The sequence below is a fragment of the Asanoa ishikariensis genome (assembly GCF_900107455.1).
In the GTDB taxonomy this organism is placed as follows: Bacteria; Actinomycetota; Actinomycetes; order Mycobacteriales; family Micromonosporaceae; genus Asanoa; species Asanoa ishikariensis.
In genome coordinates this window covers 1,210,000-1,227,685 of record NZ_FNQB01000002.1, presented here as the reverse complement: position 1 = coordinate 1,227,685, position 17,686 = coordinate 1,210,000, and the positions used below count along the sequence as shown (strand labels likewise).

The following is a 17,686-nucleotide window of genomic DNA, read 5'->3' as shown; positions in this document are numbered from 1 at the left end:
GCGTGCCCGTGTTCAGCGATCCCGCCAACTTCGACATGTACGTGTCGGGGTTCATGTGGATCCTCAAGATGACCGGTGCGTCGGCGGTGCTGGCCCTGGTCCTCGGCGTACTGCTCGCCGCGATGCGAGTCTCGCCGGTGCCGGTGCTGCGCTGGTTCGGCGCCGCGTGGGTCAACATCTTCCGAAACACCCCGCTCACGCTGATCATCTTCTTCTGCTACTTCGGCCTGTACGCCACCCTGAGCATCTCGTTGAGTGACGACATCGACCTCAACAACTTCTGGCTCGGCGTGATCGGCCTCTCGGTCTACACGGCCGCGTTCGTCTGCGAGGCGCTGCGCTCGGGCATCAACACGGTGCCCGCCGGCCAGGCCGAGGCGGCGCGGGCCATCGGACTGACGTTCTCGCAGACCCTGCGGATCGTGGTGCTCCCCCAGGCCGCCCGCGCGGTGATCGCGCCACTGGGGAGCGTGCTGATCGCGCTCTGCAAGAACACCACCATCGTCGGCACGATCGGCCTGCTCGAAGCCAGCAACATCATGAAGCAGCTGATCAACGACAACGGTGACCAGGTCATCCTGATCTTCTTGGTCTTCGCCGGCACGTTCGCTGCCGTGCTGATCCCCGTCGGCTACCTGTTCGGCTGGCTGGCCAACCGACTGGCGGTGAAGCGTTGAGCGGCAACCCGGTTCTCTACGACCACCCCGGCCCGCGGGCTCGGATTCGCAACCTGGCTCTGACCGTCGTCTTCGGTCTGCTGATCCTCGCGGTGCTCTACTGGGTCTACCGCAAGTTCGACGAGAAGGGCCAGTTCGCGGCGATCCTCTGGGAGCCGTTCCTCAAGGCGGCCACCTGGAACAACTTCATCATCCCGGGCATCGAGGGCACGCTGAAGGCGGCCGCGACGGCGATGGTGTTCGCGCTGGCGTTCGGCCTGATCTTCTCCGTCGGCCGCCTCTCGGAACACCGCTGGATCAGCGTCCCGGCCGGCATCGTGGTCGAGTTCTTCCGCGCGGTCCCGCTGCTCCTGATGATCTTCTTCATCTCGTACGGCGTGCCGTTCCTGATCCAGAAGCCCGTCCCGCCGTTCTGGTCCGTGGTCATCGGCCTGACCCTCTACAACGGATCGGTGCTGGCAGAGGCATTCCGCGCCGGTGTCTACTCGGTGCCGAGGGGCCAATCCGAGGCGGCGTACGCGGTCGGCATGCGCAAGAGCCTCGTGATGCGGCACATCCTGGTCCCCCAGGCGGCCCGCGCGATGCTCCCGGTGATCGTCAGCCAGCTCGTGGTGCTGCTGAAGGACACCGCGCTGGGTTACATCGTCTCGTACCCGGAACTGCTCCAACTGGGCGTCAACGTCCTGTCGGCCAACTACGGCAACGTGGTCGCGGCGGCGATCGTGGTGGCGGTCATCTACATCATCGTGAACTTCGCCCTGACCTCGCTGGCCAACTATCTGGACCGCCGCAGCCAACGCCGCGGCATCAGGCCCCGCGCCATCGACCCAGGCGCGGCCATGGGCGGCGGCGGCGCGGCCGCGGGCGCGTAAGCCTCGGTCGGGGTGCGGGTCGAGCCCGCACCCTCGCGCGTTGCGTCAGAGTGGGTTGAGCCGGGCCTTGAGCAGGCAGAACTCGTTGCCTTCGGGGTCGGCCAGGACATGCCAAGGCTCGTCACCCGTCTGACCGACGTCGGCCGGGCGCGCACCGAGCCCCAGCAATCGTTCGAGCTCGGCGTCCTGATCGCGGTCGGTGGGGTTCACGTCGATGTGCAGCCGGGATGTCCCCTTCACCGGCTCGTCCTGGCGACTGAGGATGATCGTCGGCTGCGCACCACCGAACCCTTCCCGCGGCCCGATCTCCACCGAGCCGTCGTCCTCGCGATCGAGCACGACGAAGTCCAGGACCTCGCACCAGAACCGCGCCAGCACCTCAGGTTCGCGGCAACTGAGCACGAGCTCACTGATCCGAGCCGCCATCACAAACCTGCTCTCGATCCGGGACTCCGCCGAGGGCTCCCGGCGGGAAACAATCGGCGACGGTACGCGACGGGCCGATCCCGAGCGAGACAGTTCCGGGCCGAGCCGTTGCTGGTGACCGCCACCTGGTCGACGCAGTAAGCCGCTTCGTAGCGCCAGGCGTGGCCTTGCGGCTTTGGGAATGCGTTTCGCGGGCCTGGCAGGGCGAGGGCCCGGGTTTGGCCCTCGGCCGGTCCCCGGCGGGAGCGACGGTCGTGCCCCCGACGAACCCGGGAGCACAGCTTCTAAAGGGTTGGGTTGATCCCTTACCTGGCGATCTCGGTAACCCGCGACTCGCGCACGACCGTCACCCTGATCTGGCCGGGGTAGGTGAGTTCTTCTTCGATTTGCTTGGCGACGTCGCGGGCGAGGACGGCGGCGCCGATGTCGTCGACGTCGTCGGGCTTGACCATGACGCGGATCTCGCGGCCTGCCTGCATCGCGAAGACCTTCTCGACGCCGGTCTTGCCGCCCGCGATCTCCTCGATGCGCTCGAGGCGCTTGACGTAGGCCTCCAGGCTTTCGCGGCGCGCGCCGGGGCGGCCGCCGGAGCAGGCGTCGGAGGCCTGGGTGAGTACCGCTTCGATGGTCTGCGGCTGGACTTCGTTGTGGTGTGCCTCGATCGCGTGCACTACCTCGTCGGACTCGCCGTATTTGCGGGCCAGGTCGGCGCCGATCAGGGCGTGGCTGCCTTCGACCTCGTGCGTGAGTGCCTTGCCGATGTCGTGCAGGAAGGCTCCGCGCTTGATCAGCGGTGCGTCCAGGCGTAGCTCCGCGGCCATGATGCCGGCGATGTGCGCTGTTTCGACCAGGTGCTTGAGCACGTTCTGCCCGTAGCTGGTGCGGTAGCGCAACCGGCCGAGCAGCGTGACCAGCTCCGGGTGGATCTCGGTGATGCCGACCTCGACGAGGGCGTCCTCGGCGGCCCGCTGGCAGAGGCGTTCGACCTCCTGCTTGGCGGACTCGAAGACCTCCTCGATGCGGTGCGGGTGGATCCGGCCGTCGAGGACCAGCTTCTCCAGGGTGAGCCGGCCGATTTCGCGGCGGACCGGGTCGAAGCACGACAGGAGTACGGCCTCGGGTGTGTCGTCGATGATCAGGTTGACGCCGGTGACCGACTCGAACGCCCGGATGTTGCGGCCCTCGCGGCCGATGATCCGGCCCTTCATCTCGTCGCCCGGCAGGTGCAGCACGCTGACGACGCTCTCGGCGGTCTGCTCGCTGGCGACCCGCTGGATCGCCTCGACCACGATGTGCCGGGCACGCTGCTCACCGGTCGAGCGGGCGTCGGCCTCGATGTCGCGGACCAGGATCGCCGCCTCGCGCTTGGCCTGCACCTCGATCGACTCGATGAGCTCGGTGCGGGCGACCTCGGCGGTCAGGTTGGCGACCCGCTCGAGCTCCCGGCGGCGCTGCTCCTCGGCCTCGGCGATCGCGACCTCGCGGGCGGTCAGCCCCTGGCCGCGTTCGGTGAGCTCCGCGGTGGCGGCGGTGAGCCGGCGTTCCCGCTCGGTGAGCCGCTCGACCTCTTCGCTGTGCAGCCGCTCCCGCTCGTCCATCCGGGCCGCGCGCCGCTCGACGTCGGCGGCGTGCTCCTTGGTGGTGGCGGCGACCATGGCGGCTTCGCGTTCACCGCTGCGGCGGGCGGCGGCGCGTAGTTGTTCCGCGTCCTGCTCGGCCTGCTTGTGCGCGCGCTCCAGAACGGTGTCGGCCTCGGCGCGGGCGGTGTCGAGCACCCGGCGCGCCTCGGCCCGGGCGGAGGACGCTTCGGCCTTGGAGGCGGCGGCCTCGGCGCGCGCGGCGGCGGCAGCGGACTTCGCGGTGTCGACGGTGGTGCTGACTTCTTCGGCCTTGGTGCGCAGCGTCGCCAGCGACTGTTCGTGCCGCTCGCGCTCGGCGGTGTAGCTGGGGTCTTCCGGCGTGGGTCCGATGGGCTGGGTGTTGAGCCGGCGCAGCGCGCGGGCACCCAGCACGAGACCGACCAGGACGGCGGCGGCGAGAAGAATGACCGCGGAGAGGAGTACGACGTCGAGTGGGCTCATGCGAGGACGTCCCTACCGCGGCATCGCCGGTGTCGCCCGGTCATGACGCCTCCATTCACCGGTCCGGCGCAAGGGAGGGGGTATCCCTCCCGCTCTGAGCGCGGCTGTACGGACGCCCGACCGAGGCGGCTGTGGCCGTGTCAAGCCGACCGACGGTGCGCCTCTGCGCCGCCGGTTGGCCGCTGCTGCTATCACCTCGTCATCGGACCGGCCTGTCCGAAAACGGGGTATGTGGCCGGGTAGCTGGCCAAAAGTGATGCCGTCTTGTTACGCGATCTATGTTGTGCGCTTAGCCTGCGATGGTCGGGCGATCCAATCTGTAACGCGAGGCTAGGTCGCGAGGGGCCGTTCGGTCAAGGACTCATGATCCGGCTGGGCGAGGGACATAGGGCACGGATGCGCTCACCACCTGCTCAACACGCTTCGAACCGTAACTAAAGTTGCCAACAGCATCCACGTGGCGTGTCGGTAGTCGCGCGGTCGCGCAACGTGGATACCCGATGGTGCCATAGCCACGGTCCACAGTCACCGTTGAGGTCGGTCGTTAGCGTGCCCTGGTGGCCATACCGGACTTCGTCGTCGCGTTGCGTGCTGCGGTCGGTCGCGCACCGCTTCCGCTCGTTGGCGTCATCGCGGTCGTGTTGGACGAGGGTGGGCGGGTGCTCCTTGTGCGACGGTCGGATACCGGGGAGTGGGCGCTGACGACCGGCTGTCTCGAGCCGGGCGAACAGCCGGCGGCCGGGGCCATCCGTGAGGTGCGTGAAGAGGCCGGAGTCGAGGTGGCGGTCGAGCGGTTGCTGGCCGTGGAGTCCCTGCCGCTGTCGGTGGGGCCCAACGGGGATCAGGTGTACTGGGTCGCGGTCGGCGTGCGTTGTCGTCTCGTGTCGGGGGTCGCGCACGTCAACGACGACGAGTCGGTGGCGGTTGGTTGGTTCGATCCGGCGGAGGTGCCGCCGCTGCCGGCACATCAGGCGCGGTGCCTGGCGCTGGCGCTGACGCCCTTCGCGGAGGCTTGGCTCGCGGTGTGACCAGTGATCGTGCGCTGCTAGCCGCACGACGCGTCGGGCTTGACCTGACGAGCCGCACGATCATGTGCAGGGGTCGCCGGTGGGATCGACCTGGAGCCGGGGCTGGTCAGCAGCACTCGGCCATGCGTTCAGCGCCGGTAGTCGGCGGATTGGTTGGCTCCCGCCCTCGCCGCCGGTGCCGGCGCAGCGATGACCGTGCGGTCGACTACGCGCCGGGCGAGGCCGAGGGCACCCCCTGGCATCCGCGCCGAGAGTCCGAGACCGTCAAGTAGCACCGGCGTCGGAGTTCTCAGGTCGAAGAGCTGTGTTGAGTGGTCCGCTGGTTGACGGGCTGATCCTGGCCCGCCGGCAACGGCCTGTGCTCAGCAACTGGCCTGTCAGCAGGCCTGGGTAGCCACGTCGTTCCGGCCGGCCGGCCCGCCGCGCCGCGGGCCCGCCGCGACACGGGCCCGCAGCGACACGGCCATAGCGCCGCGCAGCGGCGGCGCGCCTTGCTAACGCTGACCGCGCCGCATCAGCCCGGCACCCACCGACGGCCGAGCCGACCGATGAGTTCGGCTCCGGCCCCGGTGGTGCAGTAGTCAGTCCTGGTCGGTCGGGCGGGTGAGGTCGGCGTCGGCTTCCATCGCCGATTGGGCCTCGGTCAGGGCGTCGACGTCGACCTGCTCCACGAACTCCGCGGCCTCGGCGCTCTGTGCTGCCAGGGCGTCCTTGACCGCGCGGATGGCCACGCCCGGGGCGTAGCCCTTGCGGGCCAGCATGCCTACCAGCCTGCGGAAGACCTGTTCGGGGTCGCCGCGGACCGTGCGGAGTTTGCGGTCGACCAGGGTGCGTGCGGTTTCGGCCTCGGTCGAGTCGTCTAGTTGTTCGAGGGCTGCGCCGGCGGTGTCGGCGTCGACCCCGTGTTTGCGTAGCTCGTTGGCCAGCGCTCGGCGGGCCAGGCCCCGGCCCGCGTGGCGACTGCTCACCCAGGCGCGCGAGAACGCGGCGTCGTCGATCAGGCCGACCTCGTCGTAGCGGTCGAGCACGCCGGACGCCGTCTCCTCCGAGATGCCCCGGCGGGCCAGGGCGCGGGCGAGCTCGGCACGGGTGCGTGGGCGCACCGCGAGCTGCCGCAGGCAGATCTCCCGCGCCAGCTCCGCCTCGTCAGCCGGCGGCGGCTCCCCCTCAGCGACGACCCGCCGCGGCGCGCCGAACCCACTGCGCCGCCCCCGACCGCCAGCACCGCCCGACCCGTCACCGCCCCCGAAGCCTTGACCGCCGCCCGCACGACGGCGACCTCGGCCACCGCCCCCGAACGCCGAGCCCTCCGCAGCCGAGTCAGATCCCGTGCCCAAGCCGTCACCGCTCCCGAAGCCTTGCCCGCCGCCCACACGACGGCTGCCAAATCCGAACGCCGAGCCCTCGGCGGCCGAGGTGGATCCGGGACCGTCGTCGAGGACGGCGGCTCGGCCTCCGTAAGGGTCGCCGAGGGTCTCGGCTCCCTCGGGCCAGAGGAACTCGGCTGAGGGGTCCGTCTGGGTTTCGCCGTCGGGCGCCGGTTGGGGGCGGCGCGGGCGGGTGTTAGGACGTGGCGGTGCCGCGTCCCAGCCTCGGCCGGAACGGGCACCCCTGCGTCGACCGGCCATCGCCGGTCAGCCGGTTAGAAGTCGACCGGCGGCAACTCGAGGCCGCCAGCCGCGTCACCGGCGCCGGCGCCCTGACCGACGCCGAGCTTTTCGAGGATCTTCTTCTCGATCTCGGCGGCTACGTCGGGGTTTTCCTTGAGGAACTCGCGGGCCTTTTCCTTGCCCTGGCCGAGCTGGTCGCCGTCGTACGTGTACCACGCGCCGGACTTGCGGATGATGTTCTGCTCGACGCCCACGTCGATCAGGGAGCCCTCGCGGGAGATGCCCTTGCCGTACATGATGTCGAACTCGGCCTGCTTGAACGGCGCCGCGACCTTGTTCTTCACGACCTTGACGCGGGTGCGGTTGCCGACCACGTCGGTGCCGTCCTTGAGGCTTTCGATGCGTCGCACGTCGAGGCGCACCGACGAGTAGAACTTCAGCGCCCGGCCACCGGTCGTGGTCTCCGGGCTGCCGAACATCACGCCGATCTTCTCGCGGAGCTGGTTGATGAAGATCGCGGTCGTGCCTGAGTTGTTGAGGATACCGGTGATCTTGCGCAGCGCCTGGCTCATCAGCCGGGCCTGCAGACCCACGTGGCTGTCGCCCATCTCGCCCTCGATCTCGGCGCGCGGCACGAGGGCCGCGACCGAGTCGATGACGATGATGGCGATCGCGCCGGAGCGGATCAGCATGTCGGCGATCTCGAGCGCCTGCTCACCGGTGTCGGGCTGGGACACCAGCAGCGCGTCGGTGTCGACACCGAGCGCCCTGGCATAGTCGGGGTCGAGCGCGTGCTCCGCGTCGATGAACGCCGCGATGCCACCCGCCCGCTGGGCATTGGCCACGGCGTGCAGCGCCACGGTCGTCTTGCCGGAGGACTCCGGCCCGAACACCTCGACGACTCGACCGCGCGGCAGACCGCCGACGCCGAGCGCCACGTCGAGTGCGATGGACCCGGTCGGGATCACCGCCATCTGGATGACAGGCCGCTCCCCCAGCCGCATCACCGAGCCCTTGCCGAACTGCTTGTCAATCTGCGCGAGAGCAAGGTCTAGCGCCTTGTCCCGATCAGGCACTGCTGCCATTGCCACCCCTGCCTTCGCCGGCATCTTTGAACTCTTCGTCACGCGGACAACCTAGGCGCTGGGTATGACAGAAAACAGCCGCCGTGCCGCGCCTGTGGATAACCGCCAGCTGTGGACAATAGCCGAACAGGTGTTCTAGGCGCGGGCCGACACGCCGCAAAGGCGAAAGGCTCAGTGCAACCGCGCCGGCACTCGGTCCGGGTAGGCGGCGACCACGGCCCGCCACACGACGACCGTCTCGATCCCGGCGTCCAACGCCTGCTCGATGGTGCGCCCACCGAGCTGGGGCAGCACCTGGTCGGCGGCGATGCTGGCCGCGTACCCCGGCCCGAACGTCTGCTCGAGCCGCGTCCAGAAATCCGTCAACCGCACAGTCGCAGCACCCCTTCAGAAACCAAAGTCCGAACCGAAACGGTACGCCGCCAGCCCGACACACAGGTAACCCTGCGCACCGCGAGCCTTGACGCCGCACAAGGGCCGCGCTCTATAGTCCTATGAAACTAGAGAAATGCGGTAACCATGATCGAGTTTCATCTGGACGGTCGCTCCGGCGTCGCGCCCTACATGCAGCTGATCCAGCAGGTGCGGCAGGCCCTGCGCCTCGGGTTGCTGCGTGAGGGTGACCGGCTCCCGACGATCAAAGACGTGGTCGCCAAGGTCGCGATCAACCCGAACACGGTGCTCAAGGCCTACCGCGAGCTGGAGTACGAGGGCCTCGTCACCGCCCGCCCCGGAGTCGGCACCTTCGTGGCCCGCACCCTCAACGAAGAGGCCGGCGCGGTCGAGCCGCTGCGCGTGGAGCTGCGGGCCTGGCTGCGCCGGGCACAGGCGGCCGGGCTCGACCCGGAAAGCATCGAGGCGCTGTTCGCGACCACCTTCCGCATCCAGTTACAGGAGTCAGCATGACTGAGGTGGTGTTGCAGGCTGACGGCCTGACCAAGCGGTACGGGCGGCGCGTCGCGTTGGCCGACTGCACCCTGGACATCCCGCCCGGCCGCGTCGTCGGGCTGGTCGGCCCGAACGGTGCCGGCAAGACGACCCTGCTCCAGCTCGCCGTCGGGATGCTCACCCCGACCGCCGGCCGGATCACCGTGCTCGGCGGCCGTCCCGGCGACGGCCCGGCCCAGCTCGCCAAGGTCGGTTTCGTGGCGCAGGACGCACCCACGTACGCCAATCTGTCCGTCAAAGACCATCTGCGGTTCGGCGCGCGCACCAACCCGAGCTGGGATCAGGCGCTGGCCGACGCGCGGATCGCCGAGCTCGGCCTGGACCCGAGCCAGAAGGCGGGCCGGCTCTCCGGTGGCCAACGGGCCCAGCTCGCGCTGACCATGGCCGTGGCGAAGCGGCCCGAGCTGCTCATCCTCGACGAGCCGGTGGCCAGCCTCGACCCGATCGCCCGGCGCGAGTTCATGCGCGGCCTGATGGCGCACACCGCCGAGCACCGGTCCAGCGTGATCCTCTCCTCACATCTGGTGTCCGACCTGGAGCGGGTCTGCGACTACGTGATCGTGCTGACCGACTCCCGGGTGCGCGTCGCAGGCGACATCGACGAGCTCATGGGCAGCCACTACCGGTTGACCGGCGCCCGTCGCGACGCCGCCGACCTGCCCGCCGGCGCCGAGGCGATCGAGCACAGCCACACCGAGCGGCAGTCCACGTTCATCGTGCGCAGCCTCGTGCCGGTCGAGGACCCCTCGCTGACCGTTGAACAGCTCACCCTCGAAGACCTCGTCCTGGCCTATCTGTCGCGCTCCGTGGCAGCGCACCGGCCCGAGTTGGAGACCGCCCGATGATCTGGTTCACCTGGCGCCAGTTCCGCACGCCGGCTGTCGTGACCGCCGGTGCCCTGGCCATGCTGGCTGTCGGGCTGCTCGTCAGCCGCGGCACCATCACCGACCTGTACGCCAGCGTCGCCGCCTGCCAGAGCGACTGCGGCAACGCCGTCGAAGCCTTCCTGACCCGGTTCTACAACAGTGCCGGCGGCACTGTTTACTACACGACCCTGGCCATCATGTACGCGGCACCACCGCTGATCGGCATCTTCTGGGGCGCTCCACTGGTCGCCCGCGAGATCGAGGCCGGCACACACCGGCTGGCCTGGAACCAGTCGATCACGCGTACGCGCTGGCTGGCTACGAAGCTCGGCCTGATCGGTGCGGCCACGGCCGCCGCGACGGGGCTGCTGAGCTGGGCGGTCACCGCGTGGGCGAGCCGGGTCGACAGCGCGGCGGCCGACCGGATCACCCCACTGGTGTTCGGCGCCCGGGGCATCGTGCCGATCGCGTACGCCCTCTTCGCCTTCACCCTGGGCGTCACCGCGGGCATGCTGGTCCGCCGCACCGTGCCGGCGATGGCCGGAACGCTGGCGGTCTACACGGCCGCGGTCGCCGCGATGCCGCTGTGGCTGCGCACCCACCTGGCCCCGGCGACGCACGAGACCCCGGCGCTGGACATGGGCAACCTGGACGCGCTGATGATCGACCGGAGTGGCGCCGTGGCGGTCGAGCCGAACGACGTGACCAATGCCTGGACGATCACCAACCAGCCGATCACCCCGACCGGCCAGGTCTTCACGGGGCCGGTCGACCCGACGCGGTGTGGCCCAGATTTGCCCAGCGGCTCGTGCACCGAATGGGTCGGCTCGCTCGGCCTGCGGCAGAACGTGGTCTATCACCCGGACAGCCAGTACTGGACGCTGCAACTGGCCGAAACCGCCGTCTTCCTCGGTCTGGCCGCGGCACTGGCCATCGTCAGCTTCTGGTGGCTCCGCCGCCGCCTGTCCTGACCACAGCCCCGGCCGGGCAGGTAACGGTCGGGGCAGGGGCCTGTCTCAGGCGGGGCCGGACAGGTCTCGGCCCGCGAGCTCTGGGCCGACCAGGTCCGCGTCGGTGGAGGAGTGCCCAGCCGGGCCGGAGGAAGAAGGTGCCGGCCCGGCGGGCAACGGCCGCAACGCTAGCGCGACCAGCGGAACAACCGCAGTAGCCGCGAGCAGAGTGAGAACTGGATAACCAGCCACGCCGACGACTACCCCGCTGAGCGCTCCCGCGGCCGCCCCCGCCACACCCATCAGGGTGTCCGAGAGGCCCTGAGCCGCGGCCCGGACCTCGAGGGCCACGGACTCGGACAGCAGTGTCGAACCCGCCACCATCGTCGCGGACCAGCCGAGGCCGAGCAGGAACAGACCGACGGTCAGCCATGTGGTCGAGTGGCCCGAGGTGCCCGCGACCGCGCAGGCCAACACCAGCACCCCGGCGCCGACCAGGACCAGCACCCGGCGGCCGAGCCGGTCGGCGAGCCAGCCGACCACCGGCGCGAACGCGTACATGCCGACGATGTGCACGCTGAGCACCAGGCCGACGATGCGCAGCACGTCGGCGTCGGCGTGCCCGGGTTCCTGGTCGATGTGCACCGGGGTCATCGACATCACACCGACCATGACCAGGTGGCCGACGGCGACGGCGGCGACACCGAGGCGGGCGGTCGGGCTGGCGAAGACGGCGCGGAAGCCGTCGCGGGACGTCGCCGCCCGCGGGTCGCCCGATGCCGGTGCCAGCGCGCGGGCCGTCAGCAGGGGGTCGGGCCGCAGGAACGCGAAGAGCACAACAGCCGCGACCGCGAACACCACGGCGCTGGCCACGAAGGGGCCGGCGAGCGCGGGCAGGCCGAAACTCCGGCCGCCGCTGTCGGCCAGCGAGGTGAGGTTGGGTGCGGCCACCGCGCCCAGGGTGGTCGCCCACACGATCAGCGCGAGTTGGCGCGCCCGGCGGTCCGGCGTGGCCAGGTCGATCGCGGCGTAGCGGGCCTGCAGGTTGGCTGCCGAGCCGCCGCCGAAGGCGGCGAAACCGAGCAGCAGCAGCGCCAGGCTGTCCGCGACCGTCGCCGCCACGACCAGGACAGACCCGATGATGCCGACGGTGTACGCGGCCACGAGGCCGGTCCGCCGCCCGTACCCCGTCATGATCTTGCTGATCGGGATGGCCAACGCCGCCGCGCCGACGACCACCATGCTGGAGGCCAGGCCGGAGATGGCGGTGCCGCCGACCCGGGCGGCGAGCAGCGCGCCCACGGCGATGCCGATCGTGGTGCCGATGCCGGCGAGGATCTGCGTGCCGAACAGCAGCCGGACGGTATGGCGCTGAACGGCGACGACATCCATGACCGGCAGGCTAACTGCCGGCACACCCGCACCGTAAGGGCCTAAGTGGACACTTCGGCCTTACGACCGGAAGCTACGACCTGTAGCGCACCTCACACCCCGCAGATGATCGGCCAAAGGGTGAGCCGCGCCACTGCCAGGGCGCGAATACGCACAGGAGGCTGTCCGTTGACGCCGGGGAGACTCCCTGGTCCCGGCCCAGGCCAGTGGGTGGGTATCCGACGACCAGTGACCACGGGCCTCCGAATCCGACCGTCCCGGCGCTAGGCTATTTCACGTCAATTGCCCCAATTAGGTGGTGAAAAACCTTGTCGACCCCCAGCCCGTCCCCGTCGCTGATCCACACCCCGGATCAGCGGCTGCGCGTGTTCGTCAGCTCGACGCTGGACGAGCTCGCGACCGAACGGAGGTCGGTCAGCGAGGCCATCGAACGCCTGCACCTGGCACCGGTGATGTTCGAGCAGGGTGCTCGGCCGCACCCGCCTCGCGACGTCTACCGGTCCTACATCGCCCAGAGCCACGTCTTCGTCGGGGTGTACGCCGAGGACTACGGCTGGACCGCGCCCGGCTCCGCGATCTCCGGCATCGAGGACGAGTACCGGCTGGCCGCAGACATGCCCCGGTTGATCTACGTCAAGACGCCCGCGCCCCGGCGCGACCCCCGGCTGGAAGCGCTCATCGAGGACATCGAGTCGAGCGCCGACGTCTCGTTCCGCCGCTTCACCGACGCCCGTGAGCTGCGCCGGCTCGTCGAGCACGACATCGCGGTGCTGCTGACCGAGCGGTTCCAGGAGAGCGGCGCGGCGCCCGAGACGGCGCCGCCGGCGGTCATCCCGGTCGCGCGTACCCAGATGTTCGACCGCGACCTGGAGATCGCCGCGCTGACCGAGCTGCTCACCGACGAGGACGTCCGGCTGGTCACCCTGACCGGGCCCGGCGGCGTCGGCAAGACCCGGCTCGCCACCGACCTCGCGGAGCGGCTCCGCCCGCTGTTCCCCGACGGGATCGGCTACGTGGAACTGTCCACCGTCAACTCGCCCGAGCTCGTCGTCGACGCGATCGCCCGCGCCCTCGGGCTGCGCACGTCGAGCACCTGGCGACCGGTGGCCGACATCGTGGCGTTCCTGCGTACCCGGCAGATGTTGTTGGTGGTCGACAACTTCGAGCACGTCGCCGAGGCGGCACCGGTGCTCGCCGACATCCTGGCCGGCGCCGCGGGCGTGACCGCCCTGGTGACCAGTCGCTCGCCGGTGCGGATCAGTGGCGAGCACGCGTTCGCGCTGGAGCCGCTGGCTATCCCGGACCGGGACATCACGCTCGACGCGGTACGCCACTACGGCTCGGTGCGCCTGTTCGTCGACCGGGCCCGAGCGGCGTCCGGCGCCTTCACGCTGACCGACGAGAACCTGCCCTCGGTGGTGGAGATCTGCCGGGGGCTGGAGGGCCTGCCCCTGGCGATCGAGCTCGCGGCGGCGAAGATCCGGGTGCTGCCGCCGACCGCCATCCTGCAGCGGATGGGCCGCCCGTTGGAGCTGCTCACCGGCGGCGCGCGCGACCTGCCGGACCGGCAGCGCACGCTGCGGGACACCGTCGGCTGGAGCTACGACCTGCTCAACCCCGGCGAGCAGGCCGTGTTCCGCCGGCTGGCCGTCTTCATGGGCGGCTTCACCCTGGAGGCGGCGGACACGGTCGGCGCGCTGGGTGCGGACGCCGCGGACGACAGCGACGTGCTGGACGCCCTCGACGGGTTGGTGCAGAGCAGCCTGATCCGGCAGGAGAGCAAGCCGGCGAACGAGACGCGGTTCCGGATGCTCGACAGCATCCGGGAGTTCGCGCTCGACCAACTCCGCGACGGGCCCGACTGGGAGCCGGCGCACAACGCGCACGCGGCGCACTACCTGGACCTCGCGCTCACCGTCGAGCCGTGCCTCAGCCGGCTCGCCGAGGCCGGGATGCTGGACCGGCTGGAGTCCGAGCACGACAACCTGATCGCGGCGATCGGCTGGTTCCTGGATCACCACGACCCGGAGTCCGCGCTGCGGCTCGCCGAGGCGATATGGGTGTTCTGGTGGCTGCACGGCCACATCGACGAGGCGCTGCGCTACCTGACCAGGATCTTCGAGATGAGCGAGTACCTGAGCCGCCGCGGCTACGGCCGTGCGCTGCTCTCGGCCGGGACGATGTCGCTGGCCAGCGGCGATCTGGCGCGCGGCGGGCCCCGGCTGGAGCGGGCGCTGCTCATCCTGCGCGAGGTCGGCGACATGGAGGGCATCGCCCGGGCCGCCGGGCCGCTCGGCCACCTCGCTCTCACCCAACGCGACTTCGAGCGGGCCCGCCCGCTGATCGAGGAGGCGAGCCGGCTCAGCGCGCAGACCGGCGACGACTGGCAGGCCAGCATCTACCACAGCCGGTTGGGCGCGATAGCGCTGCTGGAGGACAACCACGACACCGCCGCCGACGAGTTCCACGCCGCGCTGGTGGCCGCCCAACTCGCTGACGACTCGCTGGGCACGTCGGTCGCGCTCTACAGCCTGGCGCTCAACTCCATGGGCCGCGGGGACTTCGCGGAGGCGCACGACTACCTGGCCGACGGGCTCTCGGCGGCGTACGGCAAGGGCGACACGAACAGCCCGCCCCTGTTCATCGCCGCCCTCGGTGACCTGGACGCGCGCCAGGGCGACCCGGAGCAGGCGGTCCGGTTGATCTCCGCCGCCGGGGCCCTGCAGACGCCCTCGGGTGCCACCTGGCTCGCCGCGTACGTGCTGCCGTGGCCGGACGACGGCCCCGACGAGGTCATGCTGCGCCGCAACCTCGGCAGCGTCACCTATGAGAAGGCCCGCCGGCAGGGCGCCGCACTCGGACTCGACCGCGCCGTGGCGGAGGCGCTCGCGACCTGATTTCCGGCTATCCGGACATTCGCCCTGTTGATCATGTGGCCACGGGTCACAAAACTTACGCTTTGCGCCATGCCCGATCGATTCGTGGGTCGCGCGCGCACCGACGACGCGATCCGTCACGACGCACCACGCCCCACCACGAGCGGCACCGTGCGCGGCCGGGCCGACAAGCCCGACGTCGCCACCCAGGCGATCCGCCTGCCCGACGCCACCCAGGCCATCTTCGTCGACCGCAGCGGCCGTCGCGGCCGCCGATTGCGCTGGACCGCGTACGCGGTGCTGCTGCTCGTGCTCGTCCTGTTGGCTCTGCTCTGGCTCAGCCAGGTCGCCGTGGTCGGCTGATGGGGACCTGGCGAGAGGGCCAGAAGATCGGCGACACGCAGCACATCGCCACACCCGAGCCTCGGAAGTCCCGGTTCGCCGGGCGCCGCTGGATCATCGCCGGCGTCGGCACGCTGGTGCTGGCCAACCTGCTCGCCATCGGCGCGTACGCCAACTCCCGGTTCGCGCCCGACAACGAGGGCGAGCCGGGACTGCAGGACGCGGTGCCGGCGGCGGTACGCGACGGCGGCCCGGTGGTCGACACCAGAACGGGACGGGTCGCGAGCCACCAGGTGCCGGACCGCACCATCGTGCTCACCTTCGACGACGGTCCTGATCCCCTGTGGACGCCACAGGTGTTGGACGTGCTGCACAAGCACGGCGTGCCGGCCACCTTCTTCGTCCTCGGCTCGCAGACCAGCCGGCACCCGGAGTTCGTCGACCGGATGGTGCGCGAGGGCCACGAGGTCGGCGTGCACACGTTCACCCACCCCGACCTAGCCGGGATGGACGGCTGGCGGCAACGGCTCGAGATAAGCCAGACCCGCTCCGCCATCGCGTACGCCGCCGGCGTGACCACTCCGCTGTTGCGGCTGCCGTACTCGAGCGGGGTCGACTCGCTGGACAACAAGCACTGGTCGGTGGTCCAGGGCGCGGGCGGCCAGAACATGGTCTCGGTGTTCGACGACACCGACAGCCGGGACTGGGCCCGCCCAGGTGTGGACCAGATCGTCCGGAGCTCCACGCCGCCGGACGGCCGCGGTGCCGTGGTGCTGCTGCACGACGCCGGCGGCGACCGATCGCAGACGGTGGCGGCGCTGGACACGTTCATCCCACAGATGCGCCAGCGCGGCTACCGCTTCACCACCGTCGAAGGGGCGTTCGGCGACCAGGCGCCGGGCCTGGCGGCTGGAAAGGCCAGCCGGGCCGACCAGATCCGCGGCGGACTGCTGGTCTGGGCGGTCAAGGTGGCCGACGGCACCAACCGGCTCCTCTGGTTCCTGCTCCTGCTGGTCGGCGCACTGACCCTGATCCGCACCCTGGTGCTCTTCGGTTTCGCTCTGCGGCACGCCCGCCGGCGCCGCGCGCGAACCTGGTCGTGGGGAGCCGAGGTCCACGAGCCGGTCACCGTGATCGTCCCGGCCTACAACGAGCGGCGGACCATCGCCGCCGCGGTCCGCACGCTGGCCACCGGCAACCACCCGGGCATCGAGGTCCTGGTGATCGACGACGAGTCCGACGACGGCACGGCCGAGGAGGTGGAGGCGCTCGGCCTGCCCAATGTGCGGGTCGTCCGGGTACCCGGCGGCGGCAAGGCGTCCGCGCTCAACGCGGGCATCGCGCTGGCCCGGCACGACCTGTTGGTGATGGTCGACGCCGACACCGTCGTCACGCCCGACGCGATCCACAAGCTGGTGCAGCCGTTCGCCGACCCTCGGGTGGGTGCGGTCGCCGGCAACGTCAAGGTCGGCAACCGGCGCCGGCTCATCGGTCTCTGGCAGCACATCGAGTACGTGATCGGCTTCAATCTCGACCGCCGCCTCTACGACACGCTGCGCTGCATGCCGACCATCCCGGGTGCGCTCGGTGGTTTCCGCCGGCAGGCGGTCCACGAGGCGGGCGGACTCAGCCGGGCCACCCTCGCCGAGGACACCGACCTGACGATGGCGATCCACCGGGCCGGCTGGCGGGTCGTCTACGAGGAGACCGCCGTCGCGCGCACCGAGGCGCCCGACACGCTCGGCCAGCTCTGGCGGCAGCGCTACCGGTGGAGCTACGGCACGATGCAGGCGATGTGGCGACACCGCCGGGCGGTGGTCGAGCACGGCGCCTCAGGTCGGTTCGGCCGGCGCGGCCTGCCGTTCATCGCGCTGTTCTCGGTGGTCCTGCCGCTCTTCGCTCCCGTGCTGGACATCCTGGCCGTGTACGGGTTGTTCTTCCTCGACCGGGTCGAGGCGCTGGTGGCCTGGCTCGTGGTGATGGTGATCCAGGCGGTGACCGCGATCCTGGCGTTCCGGCTCGACCGCGAACCGCTGCGGCCGCTCTGGACACTGCCGTTACAGCAGTTGGTCTATCGCCAGATGATGTACCTGGTGCTGGTGCACGCGGCGGCCACCGCGCTGACCGGTGGCCTGCTCAAATGGCAGCACCTCAGACGCAGCGGCGAGGTCGCCGCCGAGGCTTAGGCTGGTCCTGTGAGCGTGCGACGCGAACGCGGCATCTCGTCCGAGCCCGAGGTCGTCTTCAACGTGGCGACCGATCCGGCGCGTGTGGGGTGGCTTCCCGAGCCGCTGCACCACCGCCCGGCGGCCACCGCGCCGGGGCTCTTCGCGACCTGGCGGGACGACGCCGGCGGGTGGCGGGCCGACCTGGTGGTCGAGGACATCCCCAGCGGCGGCGCGCTCGCGGTGCTGGAGATGTCCGCGGACGGGCTCGACGATGCCGCTCTGACGGCCGTCGTCGAGCACGCGTTGACCGAGCTCGATGGCGAGGTGGAGGAGAACTTCACCGGCGGCTGACCTATGGTGAGGGC

At 70.5% G+C, this 17,686-nt stretch carries 16 protein-coding genes; 10 read left to right on the top strand and 6 right to left on the bottom strand.

Features of this window, described 5'->3' with window-relative positions; translation table 11 throughout:
- The first annotated feature begins 2 nt into the window (after window positions 1–2).
- Entirely contained in the window at window positions 3–677 is a 675-nt protein-coding gene (locus tag BLV39_RS20050; RefSeq protein ID WP_090794669.1) for an amino acid ABC transporter permease, read from the top strand.
- The gene (locus BLV39_RS20045; RefSeq protein WP_090794668.1) at window positions 674–1,549 is read left to right on the top strand and encodes an amino acid ABC transporter permease; all 876 of its coding nucleotides are present in this window, start codon (window positions 674–676) and stop codon (window positions 1,547–1,549) included. The genes BLV39_RS20050 and BLV39_RS20045 overlap by 4 nt, the downstream gene beginning before the upstream one ends.
- Window positions 1,550–1,594: 45 nt before the next feature.
- On the opposite strand, the gene BLV39_RS20040 is transcribed toward BLV39_RS20045, so the two are convergent.
- Both BLV39_RS20040 and rny read right to left on the bottom strand, forming a co-directional pair.
- The gene (locus BLV39_RS20040) at window positions 1,595–1,975 is read right to left on the bottom strand and encodes a VOC family protein (RefSeq protein ID WP_090794657.1); all 381 of its coding nucleotides are present in this window, start codon (window positions 1,973–1,975) and stop codon (window positions 1,595–1,597) included.
- 305 nt (window positions 1,976–2,280) lie between these two features.
- On the bottom strand, window positions 2,281–4,056 hold the full coding sequence (gene rny, locus BLV39_RS20035; protein WP_090794654.1) for a ribonuclease Y: 1,776 nt from the start codon (window positions 4,054–4,056) through the stop codon (window positions 2,281–2,283).
- A 557-nt stretch (window positions 4,057–4,613) separates the two neighbouring features.
- Here rny and BLV39_RS20030 point away from each other — a divergent pair.
- The gene (locus tag BLV39_RS20030) at window positions 4,614–5,084 is read left to right on the top strand and encodes an NUDIX hydrolase (protein WP_090794653.1); all 471 of its coding nucleotides are present in this window, start codon (window positions 4,614–4,616) and stop codon (window positions 5,082–5,084) included.
- Window positions 5,085–5,665: 581 nt separating this feature from the next.
- On the opposite strand, the gene BLV39_RS20025 is transcribed toward BLV39_RS20030, so the two are convergent.
- The 3 genes from BLV39_RS20025 to BLV39_RS20015 all read right to left on the bottom strand — a co-directional run bounded on the left by BLV39_RS20025 (window position 5,666) and on the right by BLV39_RS20015 (window position 8,151).
- On the bottom strand, window positions 5,666–6,220 hold the full coding sequence (locus tag BLV39_RS20025; protein ID WP_090797572.1) for a regulatory protein RecX: 555 nt from the start codon (window positions 6,218–6,220) through the stop codon (window positions 5,666–5,668).
- A gap of 506 nt (window positions 6,221–6,726) precedes the next feature.
- Window positions 6,727–7,779 carry a recombinase RecA gene (gene recA / locus BLV39_RS20020; protein ID WP_090794651.1) on the bottom strand — a complete coding sequence of 351 codons (1,053 nt, stop codon included), beginning with the start codon at window positions 7,777–7,779 and terminating at the stop codon, window positions 6,727–6,729.
- Between the two features lie 171 nt (window positions 7,780–7,950).
- Window positions 7,951–8,151 carry a DUF3046 domain-containing protein gene (locus tag BLV39_RS20015; RefSeq protein ID WP_090794649.1) on the bottom strand — a complete coding sequence of 67 codons (201 nt, stop codon included), beginning with the start codon at window positions 8,149–8,151 and terminating at the stop codon, window positions 7,951–7,953.
- A 147-nt stretch (window positions 8,152–8,298) separates the two neighbouring features.
- Here BLV39_RS20015 and BLV39_RS20010 point away from each other — a divergent pair, with 147 nt between their 5' ends.
- From BLV39_RS20010 to BLV39_RS20000, 3 genes are read left to right on the top strand one after another with little or no spacing between them, the layout of a single operon-like run.
- Window positions 8,299–8,685, top strand: a complete 387-nt coding sequence (locus BLV39_RS20010) for a GntR family transcriptional regulator (RefSeq protein WP_090794648.1) — start codon at window positions 8,299–8,301, stop codon at window positions 8,683–8,685.
- Window positions 8,682–9,572 (top strand): ABC transporter ATP-binding protein, encoded by an 891-nt coding sequence (locus tag BLV39_RS20005; protein ID WP_090794646.1) that lies wholly within the window; start codon window positions 8,682–8,684, stop codon window positions 9,570–9,572. Before BLV39_RS20010 ends, BLV39_RS20005 begins: the two co-directional genes overlap by 4 nt.
- On the top strand, window positions 9,569–10,564 hold the full coding sequence (locus BLV39_RS20000) for an ABC-2 transporter permease (RefSeq protein WP_090794643.1): 996 nt from the start codon (window positions 9,569–9,571) through the stop codon (window positions 10,562–10,564). The genes BLV39_RS20005 and BLV39_RS20000 overlap by 4 nt, the downstream gene beginning before the upstream one ends.
- A 45-nt stretch (window positions 10,565–10,609) precedes the next feature.
- Here BLV39_RS20000 and BLV39_RS19995 read toward each other — a convergent pair whose 3' ends face one another.
- A complete protein-coding gene (locus BLV39_RS19995; RefSeq protein WP_090794641.1) occupies window positions 10,610–11,935 on the bottom strand; it encodes an MFS transporter in 1,326 nt (441 codons plus the stop codon).
- Between the two features lie 308 nt (window positions 11,936–12,243).
- Here BLV39_RS19995 and BLV39_RS19990 point away from each other — a divergent pair, with 308 nt between their 5' ends.
- From BLV39_RS19990 to BLV39_RS19975, 4 genes are all read left to right on the top strand, one after another.
- On the top strand, window positions 12,244–14,832 hold the full coding sequence (locus tag BLV39_RS19990) for a DUF4062 domain-containing protein (RefSeq protein ID WP_090794638.1): 2,589 nt from the start codon (window positions 12,244–12,246) through the stop codon (window positions 14,830–14,832).
- A gap of 69 nt (window positions 14,833–14,901) precedes the next feature.
- Complete coding sequence (locus tag BLV39_RS19985; RefSeq protein ID WP_143049816.1) at window positions 14,902–15,174, top strand: hypothetical protein; 273 nt, start codon at window positions 14,902–14,904, stop codon at window positions 15,172–15,174.
- Window positions 15,174–17,339 carry a bifunctional polysaccharide deacetylase/glycosyltransferase family 2 protein gene (locus tag BLV39_RS19980; RefSeq protein ID WP_090794580.1) on the top strand — a complete coding sequence of 722 codons (2,166 nt, stop codon included), beginning with the start codon at window positions 15,174–15,176 and terminating at the stop codon, window positions 17,337–17,339. The genes BLV39_RS19985 and BLV39_RS19980 overlap by 1 nt, the downstream gene beginning before the upstream one ends.
- Window positions 17,340–17,348: 9 nt before the next feature.
- Complete coding sequence (locus BLV39_RS19975) at window positions 17,349–17,672, top strand: hypothetical protein (RefSeq protein WP_090794577.1); 324 nt, start codon at window positions 17,349–17,351, stop codon at window positions 17,670–17,672.
- Window positions 17,673–17,686: the final 14 nt, after the last annotated feature.

What these genes read in the sequence shown, in the direction of transcription:
- BLV39_RS20040 (WP_090794657.1), bottom strand. Translation starts at nt 1,975, where the DNA reads ATGGCGGCTCGGATCAGTGAGCTCGTGCTCAGTTGCCGCGAACCTGAG.
- rny (WP_090794654.1), bottom strand. Translation starts at nt 4,056, where the DNA reads ATGAGCCCACTCGACGTCGTACTCCTCTCCGCGGTCATTCTTCTCGCC.
- recA (WP_090794651.1), bottom strand. Translation starts at nt 7,779, where the DNA reads ATGGCAGCAGTGCCTGATCGGGACAAGGCGCTAGACCTTGCTCTCGCG.
- BLV39_RS20010 (WP_090794648.1), top strand. Translation starts at nt 8,299, where the DNA reads ATGATCGAGTTTCATCTGGACGGTCGCTCCGGCGTCGCGCCCTACATG.
- BLV39_RS20005 (WP_090794646.1), top strand. Translation starts at nt 8,682, where the DNA reads ATGACTGAGGTGGTGTTGCAGGCTGACGGCCTGACCAAGCGGTACGGG.
- BLV39_RS20000 (WP_090794643.1), top strand. Translation starts at nt 9,569, where the DNA reads ATGATCTGGTTCACCTGGCGCCAGTTCCGCACGCCGGCTGTCGTGACC.
- BLV39_RS19995 (WP_090794641.1), bottom strand. Translation starts at nt 11,935, where the DNA reads ATGGATGTCGTCGCCGTTCAGCGCCATACCGTCCGGCTGCTGTTCGGC.
- BLV39_RS19985 (WP_143049816.1), top strand. Translation starts at nt 14,902, where the DNA reads ATGCCCGATCGATTCGTGGGTCGCGCGCGCACCGACGACGCGATCCGT.
- BLV39_RS19980 (WP_090794580.1), top strand. Translation starts at nt 15,174, where the DNA reads ATGGGGACCTGGCGAGAGGGCCAGAAGATCGGCGACACGCAGCACATC.